This is a genomic window from Microbulbifer hainanensis (assembly GCF_014904735.1).
GTDB lineage: Bacteria > Pseudomonadota > Gammaproteobacteria > Pseudomonadales > Cellvibrionaceae > Microbulbifer > Microbulbifer hainanensis.
This window is the reverse complement of sequence record NZ_JACZCR010000021.1, coordinates 1-16,578: the sequence shown is the minus strand read 5'-3', so window position 1 is coordinate 16,578 and position 16,578 is coordinate 1. Positions and strand designations below refer to the sequence as shown.

Here is a 16,578-nt window from a genome sequence, read left to right as displayed (position 1 = left end):
TTATTGTTCTTGTTGTGGGCTGTCGAACTCGGCGGACAGGGCGGGATCGCCCTGACGCACGGCGTGAAGATCCAGCAATTGCATCTCGGTAACCGCACTGTTTGCCTCGGCCAGCCGGATCTGCTCGATCTTGTCATCTCCCGAAACTTCGATCGAGGTGATGACTTTGGCTATCGACTCCGCCTTGGGTGTCAGTGTGACGCGCCACTGATCGGCTTCTGCCTTCGCCGCGACATCAAACAGATCGTCCAGGGCGAAAAAGTTGCCGCGAAAAATCTGCAGTAGCGGATAGGCAATCTGTCTGGCCATGGCATCGCCGCCTGCCTGCTCTTCACTCAGAATCCGGTGTGATGCAATAGGGTTTTGCACGCGCCAGCTGACGCCTTTATCTTGCGACAGAGCCACGACACCACTGGAGAGCAGGGGCCGTGGCAACATGGGCAGGGTTTTCTTCTGCTCGAAACGGCCCAGCATCTGCGGCGCTGTCTGCAGGCGCGCTTCAATGGTCCGCAATACCTGCTGCTGTTCCGGGGCCAGCGCTGATGCCAGGGGAGAAAGCGATGCAACCAGGCACAGAACGGCCGACGCCCACAGAATACGCATCACTCAACTCCCAGCTTTTGCAGCAGTACCGGAGGCGATGCGAACAGCATTTCCTCGCTGTGGATTTCCACTGCCACCTGTATGGTATGCCCCCGCGTCAGGCGGGTACCGGTAGCGCGATCGCGTACCTGGTAATTAATCTTGAAGCGGTTTTCATACTCTGCGACTTCCGCGCGTACCACCACCCACTGCTGAAACCGTAGCGGCTTGGCGTAGCGTATGCGCAGGTCGATCACCGGCCAGGCATAACCGGAGTCGCGCATTTGTGGATAGTTGTAATCCAGCTGGTCGAGTAACGCGCAGCGCGCGATCTCGAAATACTTGGCGTAGTGACCGTGCCAGGCGACTTCCATCATGTCCACGTCGTGAAACGGGACCTGCAGCTCAATTTCCGCCGCCCACAGTGCCGGTAAATCTTTTTTACTTTGCATCGTACAGGCGCCAGTGTCGCTGCTGGATTAGTTTAACGAAATTGCGCAGATCGCTTTCCAGTTCACGGTCCTGCTCCAGCAGGGCAAAGGTGTCGGCCACCTGCCTGATGCTCGAGCGCACGGCCGGGGAGAGGTTTTCTTCCTCCAGCTCACCTTCGCGCAAGCGCAGTTGTACACCCTGCCAGCCCATCATCAGTGCCGCCGCTGCTACCTGTTCTGTCAGCTGAAGTACGCGCGCGCAGTCTCGCGCGGCAATGGTTCCCATGCTGACCTTGTCCTGGTTGTGGCACTCGGTGGAACGGGAGAAAACACTCGCCGGCATCGTCTGTTTGAGCGCTTCCGCTGTCCAGGCGCTGGCCCCGATCTGTACCGCCTTGAACCCGTGATTGAGCGGGCGGCGTTCACCGGTGGCTCCCGTGAGGTTTGCGGGCAGACCGTTGTTGAATTTCGTATCGGCCAGTTGCGCGATCTGCCGGTCGAGCAGATCGGCGAGATTGGCGACGGCATTTTTCAGGCTATCCATGGCGAAGGCGATATGCCCACCGTAAAAGTGGCCGCCGTGCAATACGTGCTCTTGTTCGCCGTCAATAATCGGATTGTCATTGGCGCTGTTCAGCTCGTTTTCGATAAATTGGCGTAGCCACGGCAGGGAATCCTGGGTCACACCGATCACGTGCGGCGCACAGCGCAGGGAATAGCGGTCCTGTAGTCGATCGCTCTGGCGGGGCGCCTCTCCCGCATTCAGGTCTTCGTGGATCCAGCGTGCAATCTGATTCTGGCCCGGGTGCGGTTTTACCGCGAACAGCGCATTGTCGAAGTGGTAGGCGTTGCCCTGCAGCGCAATACTCACCAGTGCGGTAATGCGCGCGCTCAGTTGGCACAGGTATTCAGCCCGGTCATAGGCGATACACGCGAGGCCAGTCATGGCCGCCGTGCCGTTCATGATTGCCAGGCCCTCTTTCGGGCGCAGCTTCAGCGGCTGAATACCCAGCTCGGCGAATACCTCGGCGGTGCCGCGCTGCTCGCCGCGATACCAGACCTTGCGCTCGCCAGCGACCACTGCGGCCACATAGGACAATGGCGTCAGGTCTCCACTGGCGCCGACGGAACCCTCCTGGGGAATCACCGGAATCACATCGAGCTGCAGTAGACGCGCCAGCTGCTGGAGCAGTTCATAGCGCACACCGGAGCTGCCGCGGGCCAGGCTCGCCAGGCGCGCGCCGACAATGGCGCGGCTCTGTTCGAGACTGAAGACTTCGCCGAGACCACAGCCGTGGAAGGTGTACAGGTGACGCGGCAACTCCTCCACCAGATCACCGGGAATATTTACCGTGCAGGAATCACCGTAGCCGGTGGTTACGCCGTAGATGACCCCTTCCTGCTGCCAGAGCCGGTCGAGGAACTCGACCCCGCGATTGATGCGCGCAACAAAAGCCCGGTCGGTGGACAGCTGCACTTCGGCACGTCCACGGGCGATTTCGTTGATCTGTGCAATTGTCAGCTCACTGCCGTCAAAGACGACCTTGTTGCGCTGCAACACTGCTGTATTCATTGTTGTTGATCCCAGAACGGATAGAAGTTGTACCACTGGAGGGGCGCCATCCGGCAGTAATGTTCGAGGCGCTCGGCAAAGCCTGCCACCAGCTCGCGAATATGGGCTTCGCGGTCACCGCGCTTCATTTGCACCCGATCGCACAGTTTTTCCATATAAATGTCGTAGCCATTGCGGCTGCGCAGGCAAAACAGGGTATACACCGGACATTTGAGCAGTGCGGCGAGAATGTAGGGCCCCTGGGGAAACGGCGCAGGACGTCCGAGAAATTCTGCCTCGCAAGTGCGCCCGATGGAGTTGATGGGAGTGCGATCACCAACAATAACCACCAGCTCGCCGCGCTCCACCGCTTCCGACAACTGCATTGCCAGGGTGGGCGTTACTTCGGTGACCTGGATCAGGCAGACCTGGCTCTTGGGGTTGAGCATCTGCATCATGCGGTTGAATTTTTTCGCATGTTTGGTGTGAACCAGCACATTCACGCGTACATCCGTCAGGCTGCCGAGCGCGCGGCAGACTTCCAGATTGCCCAGATGGGAACCAATCAGTACACCACCCTGGCCGCTGGACGCAATTTGATGCAAAAACGCGCGCTCGGGAAAGTTAACCTGGCTCTGCGGAATACCCACAAACCACGCCTCGAGTTTTTCCCGCGCGCTGTTGGCGAAATTGAGAAAAATGCGGAAGCCGGTAGTCCAATTCGGAACGATACCGGCATCCGGATAGCGGGCCGCAAAAAGCTGCAAATATTCCCGCGTCGCCGCGCGGCCACGGCGATTCTTCAGGTAGTAACAGAGCACCACCGGATACACCGCGAGTTTGAATGCGATGGGCCCAAGGCGGTGATGCAACCAGAACAGGAAACGAATGCCGAGGAAAAACCCCTGCTCACGATAGCGCGACCAGTGCAGACTACTCACAGCGCCGTCTCCGGTTTCAGCCGGCGCAATTGACGCGCGAGCATGCCGAAAAACAGGCGTGTGTGCATGGCGGAAATCAGCATGTTGTCCTGCAGGCCCCGGAAATGCGAAACCCCATCTACCGGGTAGCGGACTTTTACCGGCACCTGTACCAGCGGCTCTCCGCGCCAGTGCCACCGCACGAGGACTTCCGGATCGAAATCCATCCGGTCGCCAGTGTACTCCTCGTCGATCAGCGCCACTGCACTCGCGAGTGGATAGCAGCGCAGTCCGCACATGGAATCCTTGATTTCCAGTGACAGGGTATTGATCCAGACCCACAAGTGGGTCAGGTATCGGCCCAGCAGACGCGCCGTGGGTACCGATTCGTCGTACACCGGATAACCGCAGATCAGCGCATCCGGGCGCGCCTTGCAGTGTTGGATAAACTGCGGAATATCCGCCGGATTGTGCTGTCCGTCGGCGTCCACCTGTATACCGTGGCTAAAGCCGAGTTTTCTGGCGGCGCGCAGCCCGGTCTTGACCGCAGCACCCTTGCCACCATTCTCTTCGCGCACCACAAGGTGTAACCAGTCGCTCTGTTCACGCGCCAGCCGCTGCAGCTCTGCGCTGCACGAATTATTGCAGCCATCGTCCACCAGCACACACGGCAGGGCGAACGCGCGCAGAGACTCGAGCGTACCGGCAATCGCGCGCTCGTGGTTGTAAACGGGAATAACGAAACAGGGATTAGCCATGGTCAAAACACAGTTTTCCGCTGCTGTACTCGCGATCATCGCCGTCGCTGCGGAAACAGAACTCCAGTTTGTTTTTCGCCGGATTGAATTCCAGCTCCAGCACAGCGCTTTCACCCGGCACCAGTAGCTGTTTGAACTTGATCACTTCCATTGCGATAAAACGCCCGGTAAGCCCCAGCAGTTCACGCCCGTAGTGCATGGCCCAGTCGATCTGAACAACGCCCGGCACCACCGGCGCGCTGCCAAAGTGTCCCGGCAGGCAGGGGAGATCCGCAGGAATCTGCAGTTCAACCCGCGCAGTATTTTCTGCGATTTCGCGTTTCGCCACACGCGGCAGCATCTTCGCCGGTGTAGCATCAAACAATTGCATCAACAGCTCTCTCGGGCTCTTGCCCTGCTGATTGGTCGGAATGGCATCGACAAATCGCCACAGGCGCGGCAGCGCCACCCCCTCCAGATCCGGCGCGAGGAACAGGCGCAGCGCACGCACCAGTGCGGCCCTGCCCTCGCGCATATATTTTTCCCGGCCGGCATCGCTGAGTACAATCGCGGCGGTGACACATTGCCGCGTACGCTGCACGGTCACTGTGCGCGCCTCAGCAATCCAGTCACTGCTCTCAAGCAGCGTTTCAATTTGAGTCAGTGAGATGCGCTTTTCTTCAATTTTTACGATCCGGTCGACTCGCCCGAGCAAGTGAAAACGCCCGTCTGGCTCGACCTGTACACGATCCTGGCCGATAAAAATGCTGTCCAGCCATGGGGAATCCACCCGCATAAGGCCCTCGGTATCGGCATCGACCTTTACGCCCGGGAGCGGCTGCCAGCGTGGTTCTGCAACCTGATTACGCCAGGCGATACCACCGGTTTCGGTACTGCCAAATATCTCGTGTGGCGCGATGCCGCTGAGTTGTTCGATTGCCTCGGCATCCTGTAGCGCCAGGGGTCCACCGGAAGAAAAAATGGCGCGCAGTGAACTACTCAATTGCCAGGGCCAATCGTCGATTCGGCGACTCAGCTGCGCGGGGCTCGCGATCCACAGTGCCGGGGAACGCTGCGCAGCGTCGCGCAACAATCCGGCGACATCCAAATACGTCTTGCTGACAAATGCGCGCCCCTGCGCCAGTGGCCACAGCACCTTGAACAGCAAGCCGTAAATATGCTGGTGGCTCACGGTCGCGAGCACCGTCGCACCTTCCATCAGGGATCCCCAGTGACGTTGCTGCGCTTCCATCTCACCCAGTAATTGGGCCAGTGTTTTATCCACGCGCTGAGGTTCGCCACTGCTGCCGGAAGTAAACAGCTGTATCGCACCGCTAAATTTCCGCGGTGCTTCTGCCACAGTGGCAGAACCGTCGTTAGCCAGGTCTTTCAGGCCCAGGGCGTTGTCCAGTGGCCAGTCGCCGAGCCACAGGCTCACATCGCCGATAGTGTGCGCCGTGCTGCGCTTGTTGTTGGCCGGGACCACTACCTGGGCGTTGCACGCGAGCGCGGCAAACAGCAGTACACTGAATTCGTAACTGTCCTCGCAGTACAGTGCCAGTTGCCGCGCCGCCCCTGTCGACTGCAGTTGCGCCCGCAGCGCCGCAGTGGCCGTGGCGAGCTGGTGCTTGAACCGGTCGAAGGTAACATCGCCATCCCGGGCGTGACATACCAGATCGCGCCCATCGCAATAGCCAAAAATGGTGTCAAACTGCATTCTGGTCAGACTCCACCGGCAGTGCCCCTACGGACACGAAGACGCACCAGCCATTCGACCGCCAGTAGCAGGCCCATCAGTCCATAGGAGATCAGGCCGTTATACAGGGTCCAGAGCTGCATATCGCCGTACAACACGGTCGCTGTCGCCACGGCGCCATTGCCAATAAAAAACAGGCACCAGACCTGCGTCACGCGGCGGGTATAGGCGACCCCCTCCGGCGGTAGATCCGGTTCCCGCAGGCGCGCAAGTCGCTCGATCACCGTCTGCGGCTGGCGCAGGCTAAAGGCGAACACCGCCAGGAGAATCGCGTTGCACACTACCGGGTACCACAAGAGTCCATTGGCATCACCGCGCAGCCACGACATGGCTACGACAACGGCCAGGGCCATGGACACCAGTTTGGCGCCGACCCGGCCACTGCTACCACCAACCAACAGCCGCATGGCGGCGACAGCCAGCAGCACAAAGAGCAGGCTTCCCAGCGACAGATACTGGATACCGAAATAGACCGCCAGCGGATAAATCGCGACGATCAATGCCAGTAACAGCTGTGCCAGTTTGCTCACTGTTCTGCCATCACCTTCTGGATCGCATCAACTACATCGCCGACGGTCCTTACACTCTTGAATTCTTCCGGCGCTATTTTTTTGCCGGTTAACTCCTTCAGGCGCACGATCAGATCGACGGCGTCGATGCTGTCGATATCGAGATCGTCAGACAGGTGCGCATCCGCGGTCACATCGGCCGCGTCCACTTCAAACATTTCAACCAGGATGCCGGTCAGTTCCGACAGAATATCGTCTTTGTTGTTCAACATTGTTGTTTCTCTCAACCGCGGCTGTCCGCTACAAACTTGGCCAGGTTACTGACACTGGCAAAATGGGTTTTGGTAGTTTCGCTCTCCGCGTCGATGGAAATGTTATATTTTTTCTGCAGGGCCAGGCCCAGCTCCAGCGCGTCGATGGAATCAAGTCCCAGGCCCTCGCCGAACAGGGCCTCATCTGCCTGAATTTCTTCCGGGGTAATATCTTCGAGGTTCAGCACGTCGATGATCAGGGTCTTTATTTCTTCTACCAGCTCGCTCACGCGGCACACTCCTCAGTAAAAAACGCTTTCAATTTATGGGTTATTTCCCGGGCCGCCAATGGCGATTCGTCGGTACCACGCAGCTGCAGCAGATGTTCGGCGTCAGCGATATCAAACTGAAAGTGCGGCCGGGACAGGGGGATGCTGTACCAGGGTATATTTTTCATCAGCATCGGCGGGTTACACCGGATGGTAACCAATGTCGGTTTTACCTGGGCACGCAGCGCCATATAGGCAGCGCCACGTTGAAACTTGAAGGGACGCCCGGGCACCGAACGGGTACCTTCCGGAAACAGCACTACGGACTCGCCACGCTGCAGGGACTGCGCAGCCAGTTCAATAATCTTTTCCGGGTCGTCATTTGGAATGTAATCCGCGGTCGTCACGGCACCGCGCATAAAGGGATTGCGGAATAAGCTCGCCTTCACGATGCAGTTCGCGTTTGGAATACGCGAAATTAGGAACACCACATCAATCAGCGATGGGTGATTGGCCAGGACCAGCTGCCCCGGCCGACGCAGGCGCTCCTCATCACGGAAACTGTAGGTATAAATTCCCGTGATGTGCATAAAGCCGATAAAGGCACGGAATGCATGGTGAATCAACAGGCGCGCCTTGCGCTTGCGCACTTCCGCATCGCGGTAAATGAACCTTAACGGCGGAAAGAGGACAAAGCGCAACACCAGGCCACCGAACCCAAACAGGCTGAACGCGCTCGCCGTCGCCAGCAAGCGCACCCAGTAATAGTCCCTGCGCTTCCGCACGGAGGATTTGTCATTCGCCATGGATACAGAGCTCCCAGCCTTGCCCCACTGGCATCCGCCCGTCGCCATCGACCAGTGCAGAGATCAGGGGCAGCTGGTAATCGGCAGCTGCAAACGCCGAGCTGGAGGGCGCGGCGGCCAGGCCTTCACGGGGAGAGGTAAGAGTGGCTTTTAAACCCGCGGCACCGGCGGCAGATGTGCTCAGGTGCAGCGCTGTGGCGCAGATAAACTGTGGACTGCGCGCACTCGACAGATACATCTCCGGCAGCGGCTCTTCGCAGAAGAGCAGCACCAGCTCCGGGACACCTTCGGCCAGCATGCCGGCGGCCTCGAGCAGCCCCGCCTGCAATGGGTAATCCCCGCCGGCCAGTGCCAGCGCCGGCGATTTTATGTCGCACAGGATCGAAAGCTGACCGGCAATAGCGTTGTGCACCGACAGCCCGAATGCTGTGGGCGACAGCGCTTCGCCGGCGGCCGCATCCCGTAACAGCGAATAGGTGCGCAGGGCCTCGCCGTGCACGGAGCAGCACACCAACGGGATATCACGTTCGTTGATCAGGGGATAGGCAGTGGCAAAGGCGGCCTTCGCCATGGGGCTCAGGCGGCGGCGCTGCATCGCCGGCAGGAAAGAAACATCGGGCTGACCGTTATCAGCAACAGTCTTTTCCCCCGTGCGCCAAAGCAGCCAATCGTCCCCGTCAGCAAGCCCTGGCGCCCAGGCACGCCAGGCAGAGATAACAAAATCAATAGACACCGATGATCATGGGACCCGGCCCACACCCCCAAAGAAAAACAAGAATTCGCCAGCGACCACCCATGGCTCTCAGTGAAATCGGCCATTTCGGGCTCCCAGCCGGCCGGCGACAAAGGCGGAAATGGTACACAAACTGTGCAATTTCCGCCAGCAGCACAGACCTTCTCGCCCGCCCGTCGAGGAACTGGCACACACGCTGACCGTTTACTGCGCTTTTTCCGCGTGCCCCGCTTGCGTATCATTCAGGCGACACTCGTCCGTACGGATGCTTTCGGCAATGAGACAGGGATTCGCCAAATGCGCAAAACATCATTCCTTGCTTTGCTGGTTGCGGTTTTTTTGATCGCCGCCAGTCCTTCGGAGGCGCGAGACACGCGTCATATGCTGTCCATTCAACGGGCCCTGGCCACGGCGGATGCCCGGGCGAAACTGGAAAGCGATGTACAGTTTGTATTCGGTCGCGCAGCGGGTGGCGAAGCGCTGCGACACCTGGGTACTTTTACCGCGAACCGCAAGACCAATGCATTCAATAAAAGCGATACTGAAGCCTGCAATTGGGTGTTTCTGTCGGCGCTGATTGCCCTGCAAGAGCGCGCGCGCAGGGAGGGCGGGAACGCGGTGGTTAATATCCGCAGCTATTACAAGAAGAATGAGGTCGCTAGCGAAACCCAATTTGAATGTGGTGCCGGAACAATGGTAGCCGGCGTCACATTGAAGGGCGATGTGGTCAGCCTGGAGTAATCCCGCCTGTTATATCCAATCTGGTCAGACTTCAGTTGCTGGCAAGGTAACTGGAGAGAGCACTCGCGTCGTTGCTTGGGCGATGGCGAGCAAAAACGTCTAGCGCGGATTCGCAATTCTGCGAGACGCGATCAATTTTTGGCCGGCCGGCTGTTGCTGCGGGAGTGTGTGGCGGAATACTTTCAGCTCGCACCAAAAAATATCCAGCTCGACGCCCAGGCACCGGTACGCGCGCTGGCCCCCGACGGCAGCACCCTCTGCTTCGTGTCTATCAGCCACAGCGGCCGGTATCTCGCGGTCGCATTTGCAGACTGTGCCGTGGGTATCGATTGCGAACAGGTTGTTCGCCGGCGGGACTGGTGCGCCATCGCAGATGCTTATTTCGCCAAAGCCGAAGCCGACTACTTAAAACGACTGCCACCGGAACAGGCACAGCGAGAATTTGCATTGATCTGGAGCTGCAAAGAGGCGCAAACAAAGTGTACCGGTATCGAACTGGGCAAGCTGCTCAATCGCGCCTTGCCAATACGCGGAGTCGGTCTTACCTCAAGCGCGTTGATCGAACACGGTGGCTGGTGGGGCGTTCTGACCGACGATTTACTCGTGACTCTGGTCTCTGCAGACAGAATTCTGGAGGCTCCAACTTGCCACTATCGGCTGATGAACTGCCGGAAAAGCCCTCCCCAATCGATAACGCTGGAAGCGCTCTGGTGACCGGTCGCTGCGCTGCCGGCCACCACGATACCTACCGCCGGCCAAAAAGGTCACCGAAGAAATCCCCCTTGTACCAGCGGGGTTTGCGGTCAGCATCGGCCACGTCGCGGGCAATAGCATAGTTCACTTCGGTAAACTGCTTGGCCGCCTCGTAATTCACCTGTGCGTCCGCCTCGTCGGAGGGGCGGTGGTAGCGTTCGCGCAAAAACCGGTTCTGCATCGCAGTGCCATCGATCGCCGGATCCACGGCCTCGCGGCCGGTGATCAGGTAGATAGACGGGATGCCCTGACGCACGAAGTTGTAGTGATCACTGCGCACAAAGATCACCTCTTCCGGCATCGGGTCCGGGCTCAGTTTCAGGCCGGTGCGCTTTGCCGCGCGGGCGGCAGTCTTGCCAAGCGTCGAGTGGTTGGCGCCGAAGGCGATGATGTCCTTGAACGGGTACAGCAGCATCGGCATATCCAGGTTGATATCCGCCACCATGGATTGCGGCGGCACCGGCGGGTGCTGGGCGAAGTAGTCGGAGCCCAGCAGGCCTTTTTCCTCGCCGGTGACGGCGACGAACAGCAGTGAGCGGCGCGGCGCGCGGCCGGACTCCCGGAACAGGCGCGCGGTTTCCAGCATCACGGCAATACCCGCGGCATTGTCCTGGGCGCCGTTATTGATCTGGTCGCCCTCGCCTTCCGTCACGCCGATATGGTCGAGGTGCGCGGACAACACCACGTATTCATTTTTCAGCTTCGGATCGCTGCCCGGCAATACCGCCACCACATTGGGGCTGGTGATGTTCTTGTGCACCGAGCCACTGGTCATGGCGACCCGGTACGGGAGGGCAAACCCCTGCGGGATCAGGCCATTTTCCATCTCGGTAAAGATGGTATCCAGGCTGCGCTTGGCGCCCATGAACAGCTGGCGCCCGGCGGGCATATCGAGCATCACGCCCGGGTGCAGACCGGGAATTGCAGCGCCGGGAATACCGTCGGCGGCGACCCAGTCGAAATTGTCGTCGTGCAGGTGTTCCAGCGAGCGCTTGAAGGTCCGGCGCTTTTCCCGCTCGGGCGTATTCAGCAGGATGTAGCCCACGGCGCCGTGGCGCGCAGCGGTCTCGCGCTTGGTGCGGCTGGATGAGTAGTGGGCACCCACTTCGCTGGGCAGGCGCTGCGGACGGCCGCTCAGGATCACGACCACTTTGCCGCGCACATCCAGCTTGGCGTAGTCATCAATGCCGAAGTCCGGTGCATCGATGCCGTAACCGACAAACACCAGGCCGGCGGTGGTTGCCGTGTCTTCGCTGATGGTCGGCGGCGAGGCGATAAAGTCCTCGCCGAATTTAAAGCTGATGTCGCCGTCGCTGCCCTGCAATACCAGCGTCGGCTCGCGGCCGTTCCAGCTGGCCCGGCGGAACGGCACTTCCTGCAGATAGCCGCCGTCACCGACCGGCTGCAGGCCCAGCGCCTGGAACTGCTGTGCGACATACTCGGCCGCCTGGCGATAGGTTTCACTGCCGGTTTCGCGCCCGGCCAACTCGTCCGCAGCGAGATATTCCACCGTCGCGCGCATATTCTCGCTGTTGGCACTGGGAATCGGCGCAAAGGAAGTCGTGGCACAGGCCACCAGGGCGCCCGCCATCAGGGCGCCGAGCAGGGTTTTTATTTTCATCAGTACGTCGTTCTAGTTTGCGTTGTAGCCAGCAGGCCGGAGCGATTCACCCATTGTGAAAAACACCGCAATCAACGCAGCGAACGTTAGCGCCCGGCGCGCAGTCGCGTTAACGGCCTTTAAGCGAGCAAGCTTACCATGATCCACAACAGCGGAATGGCGGCCAGATTCAGAATCAGGCCGGCGCGCAACATCTGGCTCTGGAGGACTGCACCGGTGCCGAAAGCGAGTGCATTGGGCGGCGTGGCCACCGGCAGCATGAAGGCGCAGGTGGCCGCGAGGCCGACACCGAAAACCAGCGCGTAGCTGATCGCCGGGTCAAACTGCTGCGCCAGCGCGTATATCACCGGCACCAGGATGGCGGCACTGCCGGTATTGGAAGCAAGCTCAGTGAGAAAGATCATCAGCGTGATACAGGCGATGATCAGCAGCCAGCCCGGTGCCCCATCGAGTCCACTCAGAATTGACTGTGCCAGCCACACCGAGGTGCCGGTCTGCTGCAGTATCGCCGACAGGCACAGGCCGCCGCCGAACAGCAAGAGGATGCCCCAGTTGATCTCGGCCTGCAGCCGCTCCCAACTGATCAGGCCAAACAGCGGGGCAACAGCGGTGATGGTGAGCCCCACTATCGCGTCGAAACTCTTACCGAGCCCCAGCCAGCGGGTGATCACTGCGGAAAAACTCCAGGCAAAAACGGCACCGGCAAACAACAACGCTGCGCCCAGTGCGCCCGCATGCCATTCGCGCGCCTGCAACTCTACTTTGCCGATGACCGCGCGCTCGCGGTCGGGGCGCATTACCAGCCACAGCGCCGCCAGCACCAGCGGGAACAGGGCCAGGGTCACTGGCAGGCCCACCTTCAGCCAGGTGACAAAATCCAGGTTCAGAGTGCGCGCGGCAATGGCATTGGGGGGGCTGCCGACGATGGTGGCAAGCCCGCCGATATTGGCGGCGTAGGCAGTACCGAGCACAACAAAGGCGCGGGTACGCGGGTGTTCATCGTCCACCAGTGACAGCGCGATCGGCAACATCATGGCCGTAGTGGCGGTGTTACTCATCCACATGGACAGGAAGGAAACCGTGGCGAGGAAACCGATCACTGTCGGCCACAGGTGGCCGCGCCCGAGCCGCAGTACCCGCGCCGCCAGGCGGCGGTCGATACCGTGGACATGCAGGACCGCGGCCAGGGTGAACCCCCCCATGAACAGGAAAATGATCGTGTTGGCGAAGGGAGCCAGTGCCTCTTTTGCCGGCATCAGGTTGCTGAAATAGGCCGCCGCCGGCACCAGTAACGCGGTAACCGGCAGCGGAATGATAGCGCTCATCCACAGGCCCGCGGCCGCGAGCAGGATAAACAGGCCGAGACGCTCGGGCCCTTCGCCCACCAGTGCGTGGGCCAGTAACTGGGCGAGCAGCAGCCAGGCGACAATGACCGCCAATCTGATCGGCAGGGAAAGAGAATGCACCGCAGAACTCCACGTTTTTCTTATCGTTGCCCGCTAAAGATACCAAACAACGGCGCACAGACGCCCGCGTATCCTCTTTCAGGCTGCGCGGCGAATATCCGGGAAGGCACGGCACACGGCCGCAACAATTTTTTCGCCGGCGGTATCCGCACAGAATTCGCCGTGGGCCGCCATGAAGTGGCAGACGGGCAAATGCAGCAAGCGCTCGAAATCTTCCTGTAGCCAATGCGCGGGATCACAACCTTCCGGCGTCATCTGCAGTCGCCACGTCGGCGCTACCTGCATGCCACGGCGGAAACCCGACAGCCGCAGCAGGTTGCGCCCGCACCAGGTACAGCCCCGCCACGACTGCCAGTACTGCAGGGCGTCGCAGGCCAGCAGCAGGCCGCCATTTTGTGGCACCCACAACACGGCTTCGGGAAACTGCGCGCTGCGAAACTCGATAAATTGACCACCGGGCACCGGACACTCGCCACCGTCACACAACACCTGGTCCGGGGCCGGCGCCGGATAGAGGTCTGAGTTCGGCTGGCGCCAGAAAGTGAGATTGTATTTGTCGCGGTAGTAGAGATCATCGCAGCCGTGGTGATAGCCGAGCCGCACCGCGTGGCGGATATTACCCAGGTCCTGCAACTGCTCTTCCTGGGTCCGGCGCAGGCGCACCGGATTGACCAGGATCAGGTCTTCCCCGCTGCGCACGATGGCCATGTTGCGATTGATTACGGTCGCCGGCGCGAGTCGCACGGTACCCGGTACGGCGAAAAAGTCCGGCAACAGTCGACATATCTGGCCGTGCGGTTGCGGCAGGGGATAATCGATCTGCATGGCCGCGCTGCCGGATCCGGTTAACTGTACTGGGCCCGGTTGCTGATGCCGCGCAGCAACTGCAGAGCGCGCTGCGCGTCCTGCTCGGGCACAAACACATGATCGTGGCGCAGTGCGGCTACCATGTTGGCACTGATGCCCGCCGCCGCCAGCTCGCCACAGACCGCGGCGGTGAGACCCACGGCGTCGAGACTGGAATAGACCTGCAGGCTGATCTGGCAGAAACCCCTGCTCGCCTCCAGGCCCTCGCGCTCAGCCACGGCGCGCGGCAATATCGCGCTGATGCCTTCGCGTTCGCGGAAAACGCACAGACATTCTTCCACCAGCGCCTGCAGCTGCTCACTCTGCAGCGCGCAGAATACGTACACCTCGCCGTGCAGATGTGGGGCGATATTTTGCAGCAGTTTTTCCAGGCGCACTTCTGCATTCATAGGCAACTTCTTCGAAATTTAATTTTTGTCAGGGGGCCGTGCCTATAGTTGCGCAGGCGACGCCTTAGCGCAAATGGCACTGCCGCCTTCAACGGGCGGACTTTTCGCCCGGACGCGCACCGCGATCGGGCGCCGCCGTTTTAGTCTCACCAAAATCCTCGCCGTCAAACTCGGGCTCGCCCTCCACCGGCGTCGTGTCCACGGCGGCCGCTTCCGCTTCCCGGCGGGCTTCCCGGTCCCAGCGGTCCAGCGCCACGTCAATGTCTTTTTCCAGACTCATCTGCGGAAACTCGGGACAGGGCGCATCCTTGGCCGGATTGTGCCAGGCGGACAGCGGCGCGACGAACACCACCAGGGATTTGTGCAGATAGTTCTGACCGATACTGGCCTCGGTCCAGGTGGTCTGCCAGGCAAACTTGCCCTTCACTGCGTAGTCGCTTTCGTAGGATTTCAGTGTCAGGAAATACGGATACACACGGCCGTTGCGACAGACGATGCGCCGCTCGGTTTTGATGTTGGCCATCTGGGTGAAGGGGTCGAAATACCAGTGAATGTCGTAACCGAACGCGAAGCGCAATTTGCCATGATGCCGGATAAAAGCGTAGGAGCGGCCGGTACCGTCGGCCTTCAGACTCCACACATGGCGCGCCTCGCCATCGCGGGAGATCAGCCAGTTTCCGACCCACTGGGATGCCTCGAAACGGGATTGTGCCTCCCAGCCCTCATCCTCATCATTGCCACTGTCGGCGGCCACCGCAGTGCCGCCGGCGAAGAAAATAATCAGCGCGAGAATAAAGCGTCGCTGTATCACAGCTTTACTCCAAATCCGCTTTACTCTTCCCTGAAAGGGTTGTCCTTATATTTGTGCCGAACTGGCGCCGGTGGACAGCCGGCGCGCGCTCTTCAACTCTTGATAGCCGGGCATTCGCTGCCCGCCCGCGGAGTCGTCCAGCTCGCCAGGCGTCGCTGGAAACTCAGCAGTGCACCACCATCCTGCAACCAGTGACGGCCGTCCACTACGGCAAATTTTAGGGTGACCGGACTCCAACCGGTAAAGGCGACCTTAACAACGCCCGCGTTGCAACGCACCGAGGCACCCGTGCGCACCTGCACGCGATCTCCCTCCAGCTTCCAGCTGATGGCGAAACCGTGAGACAGTCGGCCGTCGGGCTGAAACCCATAGGCGAAACCAGTGCCGTCGGCCTGCAATTGCCACACCAGCTGTTCATCGCCCTCGCCGACCACGAGCCAGTTTCCGGCCCATTGCCGCTGTCCGGATTCGGCGGCGGCAGCCAGCGGTAACAGTAAAAACAGCACGAAAATAACCACATAGGCCTGGCACATGGGCCAGAGGACCGATCGGCCGACGCCAGGAGAAGGGTGGGACTTCTCTGTGGTCTGGACGGCGGAGGACGGAGTTTTCTGGGGGGACGGCTGGCGACGCAAAAACTTCATGCGGATTCCACTACTGCTGGTGACTGCGGCTGGTGGCAGGTGGCCCGCCACCGGTTTTCCTGTCCGGCGCGCGGACATCACCACAGTGCGCCGGTATGAAAAATTGCGCGTAGCGCGTTTTTCACGTCCTTCTCAACAAAGGCTAGACGCAAAAACCCACCATGGCAGCGTAAGCGTCAAAAATATTTATTCAGCCGCCAAAAAGTTGATAGGGGCGCCGGCGGACGAAGCAGCGCTACGGGAATCAGCCCGGCAGTCCGGTCAGCGATCGGCCTCAGACAGTGTTTTGTCGGCGCGCCAGATACGGTATTTGAGTTGCACGTCGCGGGGCAGGTAGACCACCAGCGGCAGGTGGCTGTTATAAGGCACAAGCAGACCATCACCGCGCACGCGGACAAAGCGGCGCGTCTGGCTGCCTTCAGGGCAGGCTTTGTTGGTTTTCGGGCCGGGTTCGGGTTCCGCCAGCACGTAAAACGGATAACCCCAGCCGGCCAGGGTACGGCGCTCGAGGGCGGCGCGATAACTGCGCAGATTGCAGTCCGCCAGCTCGGTCTTGCCCGGCACCAGTTCGACCATAAAGCGGCTTTCATCGACCACCTTCGGCAGAGCGATGACATGTCTCTCGCGACCGTCCACGGTCGTCGGGTATACGCTCATATCCACCGCTCCAGCGCTTACAGCAACGCAGGCGAGGAACAAAAACAGCAGGTGACGCAGAGACATGACGGACTCCCGGCAGA

The 16,578-nt window shown here is 60.2% G+C and carries 20 protein-coding genes; 2 read left to right on the top strand and 18 right to left on the bottom strand.

Annotation, left to right across the window (positions count from 1 at the left end; genetic code table 11):
• From IG168_RS07775 to IG168_RS07725, 11 genes are read right to left on the bottom strand one after another with little or no spacing between them, the layout of a single operon-like run.
• Entirely contained in the window at positions 1–603 is a 603-nt protein-coding gene (locus tag IG168_RS07775) for an outer membrane lipoprotein carrier protein LolA (RefSeq protein WP_193163634.1), read from the bottom strand.
• A complete protein-coding gene (locus IG168_RS07770) occupies positions 603–1,034 on the bottom strand; it encodes an acyl-CoA thioesterase (RefSeq protein ID WP_193163632.1) in 432 nt (143 codons plus the stop codon). The genes IG168_RS07775 and IG168_RS07770 overlap by 1 nt, the downstream gene beginning before the upstream one ends.
• Positions 1,024–2,586, bottom strand: a complete 1,563-nt coding sequence (locus IG168_RS07765) for an HAL/PAL/TAL family ammonia-lyase (RefSeq protein WP_193163630.1) — start codon at positions 2,584–2,586, stop codon at positions 1,024–1,026. The genes IG168_RS07770 and IG168_RS07765 overlap by 11 nt, the downstream gene beginning before the upstream one ends.
• Positions 2,583–3,506 (bottom strand): LpxL/LpxP family acyltransferase, encoded by a 924-nt coding sequence (locus IG168_RS07760; RefSeq protein WP_193163628.1) that lies wholly within the window; start codon positions 3,504–3,506, stop codon positions 2,583–2,585. The genes IG168_RS07765 and IG168_RS07760 overlap by 4 nt, the downstream gene beginning before the upstream one ends.
• Entirely contained in the window at positions 3,503–4,243 is a 741-nt protein-coding gene (locus IG168_RS07755; protein WP_193163626.1) for a glycosyltransferase family 2 protein, read from the bottom strand. Before IG168_RS07755 ends, IG168_RS07760 begins: the two co-directional genes overlap by 4 nt.
• The gene (locus tag IG168_RS07750; RefSeq protein ID WP_193163624.1) at positions 4,236–5,939 is read right to left on the bottom strand and encodes an AMP-binding protein; all 1,704 of its coding nucleotides are present in this window, start codon (positions 5,937–5,939) and stop codon (positions 4,236–4,238) included. The genes IG168_RS07755 and IG168_RS07750 overlap by 8 nt, the downstream gene beginning before the upstream one ends.
• Before the next feature lie 5 nt (positions 5,940–5,944).
• Positions 5,945–6,508 carry a COG4648 family protein gene (locus tag IG168_RS07745; RefSeq protein WP_193163622.1) on the bottom strand — a complete coding sequence of 188 codons (564 nt, stop codon included), beginning with the start codon at positions 6,506–6,508 and terminating at the stop codon, positions 5,945–5,947.
• Entirely contained in the window at positions 6,505–6,759 is a 255-nt protein-coding gene (locus IG168_RS07740) for an acyl carrier protein (protein WP_193163601.1), read from the bottom strand. Before IG168_RS07740 ends, IG168_RS07745 begins: the two co-directional genes overlap by 4 nt.
• Positions 6,760–6,770: 11 nt before the next feature.
• Positions 6,771–7,028, bottom strand: a complete 258-nt coding sequence (locus IG168_RS07735) for a phosphopantetheine-binding protein (RefSeq protein WP_193163599.1) — start codon at positions 7,026–7,028, stop codon at positions 6,771–6,773.
• The gene (locus IG168_RS07730) at positions 7,025–7,813 is read right to left on the bottom strand and encodes a lysophospholipid acyltransferase family protein (RefSeq protein WP_193163597.1); all 789 of its coding nucleotides are present in this window, start codon (positions 7,811–7,813) and stop codon (positions 7,025–7,027) included. The genes IG168_RS07735 and IG168_RS07730 overlap by 4 nt, the downstream gene beginning before the upstream one ends.
• Entirely contained in the window at positions 7,803–8,546 is a 744-nt protein-coding gene (locus tag IG168_RS07725; protein WP_193163595.1) for a beta-ketoacyl synthase chain length factor, read from the bottom strand. Before IG168_RS07725 ends, IG168_RS07730 begins: the two co-directional genes overlap by 11 nt.
• A 72-nt stretch (positions 8,547–8,618) precedes the next feature.
• Between IG168_RS07725 and IG168_RS07720 the strand changes: the two genes are divergently transcribed.
• Together IG168_RS07720 and IG168_RS07715 are read left to right on the top strand one after the other, a co-directional pair.
• Positions 8,619–9,287, top strand: coding sequence for a hypothetical protein (locus IG168_RS07720; RefSeq protein WP_226876673.1), 669 nt, complete (start codon positions 8,619–8,621; stop codon positions 9,285–9,287).
• Positions 9,288–9,362: 75 nt separating this feature from the next.
• The gene (locus IG168_RS07715; RefSeq protein ID WP_193163593.1) at positions 9,363–10,001 is read left to right on the top strand and encodes a 4'-phosphopantetheinyl transferase family protein; all 639 of its coding nucleotides are present in this window, start codon (positions 9,363–9,365) and stop codon (positions 9,999–10,001) included.
• A 31-nt stretch (positions 10,002–10,032) separates the two neighbouring features.
• Here the strand turns inward: IG168_RS07715 and IG168_RS07710 are convergent, their stop codons facing one another.
• The 7 genes from IG168_RS07710 to IG168_RS07680 all read right to left on the bottom strand — a co-directional run.
• Entirely contained in the window at positions 10,033–11,661 is a 1,629-nt protein-coding gene (locus IG168_RS07710; protein ID WP_193163591.1) for a M28 family metallopeptidase, read from the bottom strand.
• A 119-nt stretch (positions 11,662–11,780) separates the two neighbouring features.
• A complete protein-coding gene (locus IG168_RS07705) occupies positions 11,781–13,127 on the bottom strand; it encodes an SLC13 family permease (RefSeq protein ID WP_193163589.1) in 1,347 nt (448 codons plus the stop codon).
• 78 nt (positions 13,128–13,205) lie between these two features.
• The gene (locus tag IG168_RS07700; RefSeq protein WP_193163587.1) at positions 13,206–13,952 is read right to left on the bottom strand and encodes a hypothetical protein; all 747 of its coding nucleotides are present in this window, start codon (positions 13,950–13,952) and stop codon (positions 13,206–13,208) included.
• A gap of 20 nt (positions 13,953–13,972) precedes the next feature.
• Complete coding sequence (locus IG168_RS07695) at positions 13,973–14,383, bottom strand: ACT domain-containing protein (RefSeq protein WP_193163585.1); 411 nt, start codon at positions 14,381–14,383, stop codon at positions 13,973–13,975.
• An 88-nt stretch (positions 14,384–14,471) separates the two neighbouring features.
• Positions 14,472–15,194, bottom strand: coding sequence for a hypothetical protein (locus tag IG168_RS07690; protein WP_193163583.1), 723 nt, complete (start codon positions 15,192–15,194; stop codon positions 14,472–14,474).
• Between the two features lie 92 nt (positions 15,195–15,286).
• The gene (locus IG168_RS07685) at positions 15,287–15,838 is read right to left on the bottom strand and encodes a hypothetical protein (RefSeq protein ID WP_226876671.1); all 552 of its coding nucleotides are present in this window, start codon (positions 15,836–15,838) and stop codon (positions 15,287–15,289) included.
• Positions 15,839–16,099: 261 nt separating this feature from the next.
• The coding region (locus tag IG168_RS07680; protein ID WP_226876668.1) for an ecotin family protein at positions 16,100–16,578 on the bottom strand (479 nt) is incomplete at its 5' end.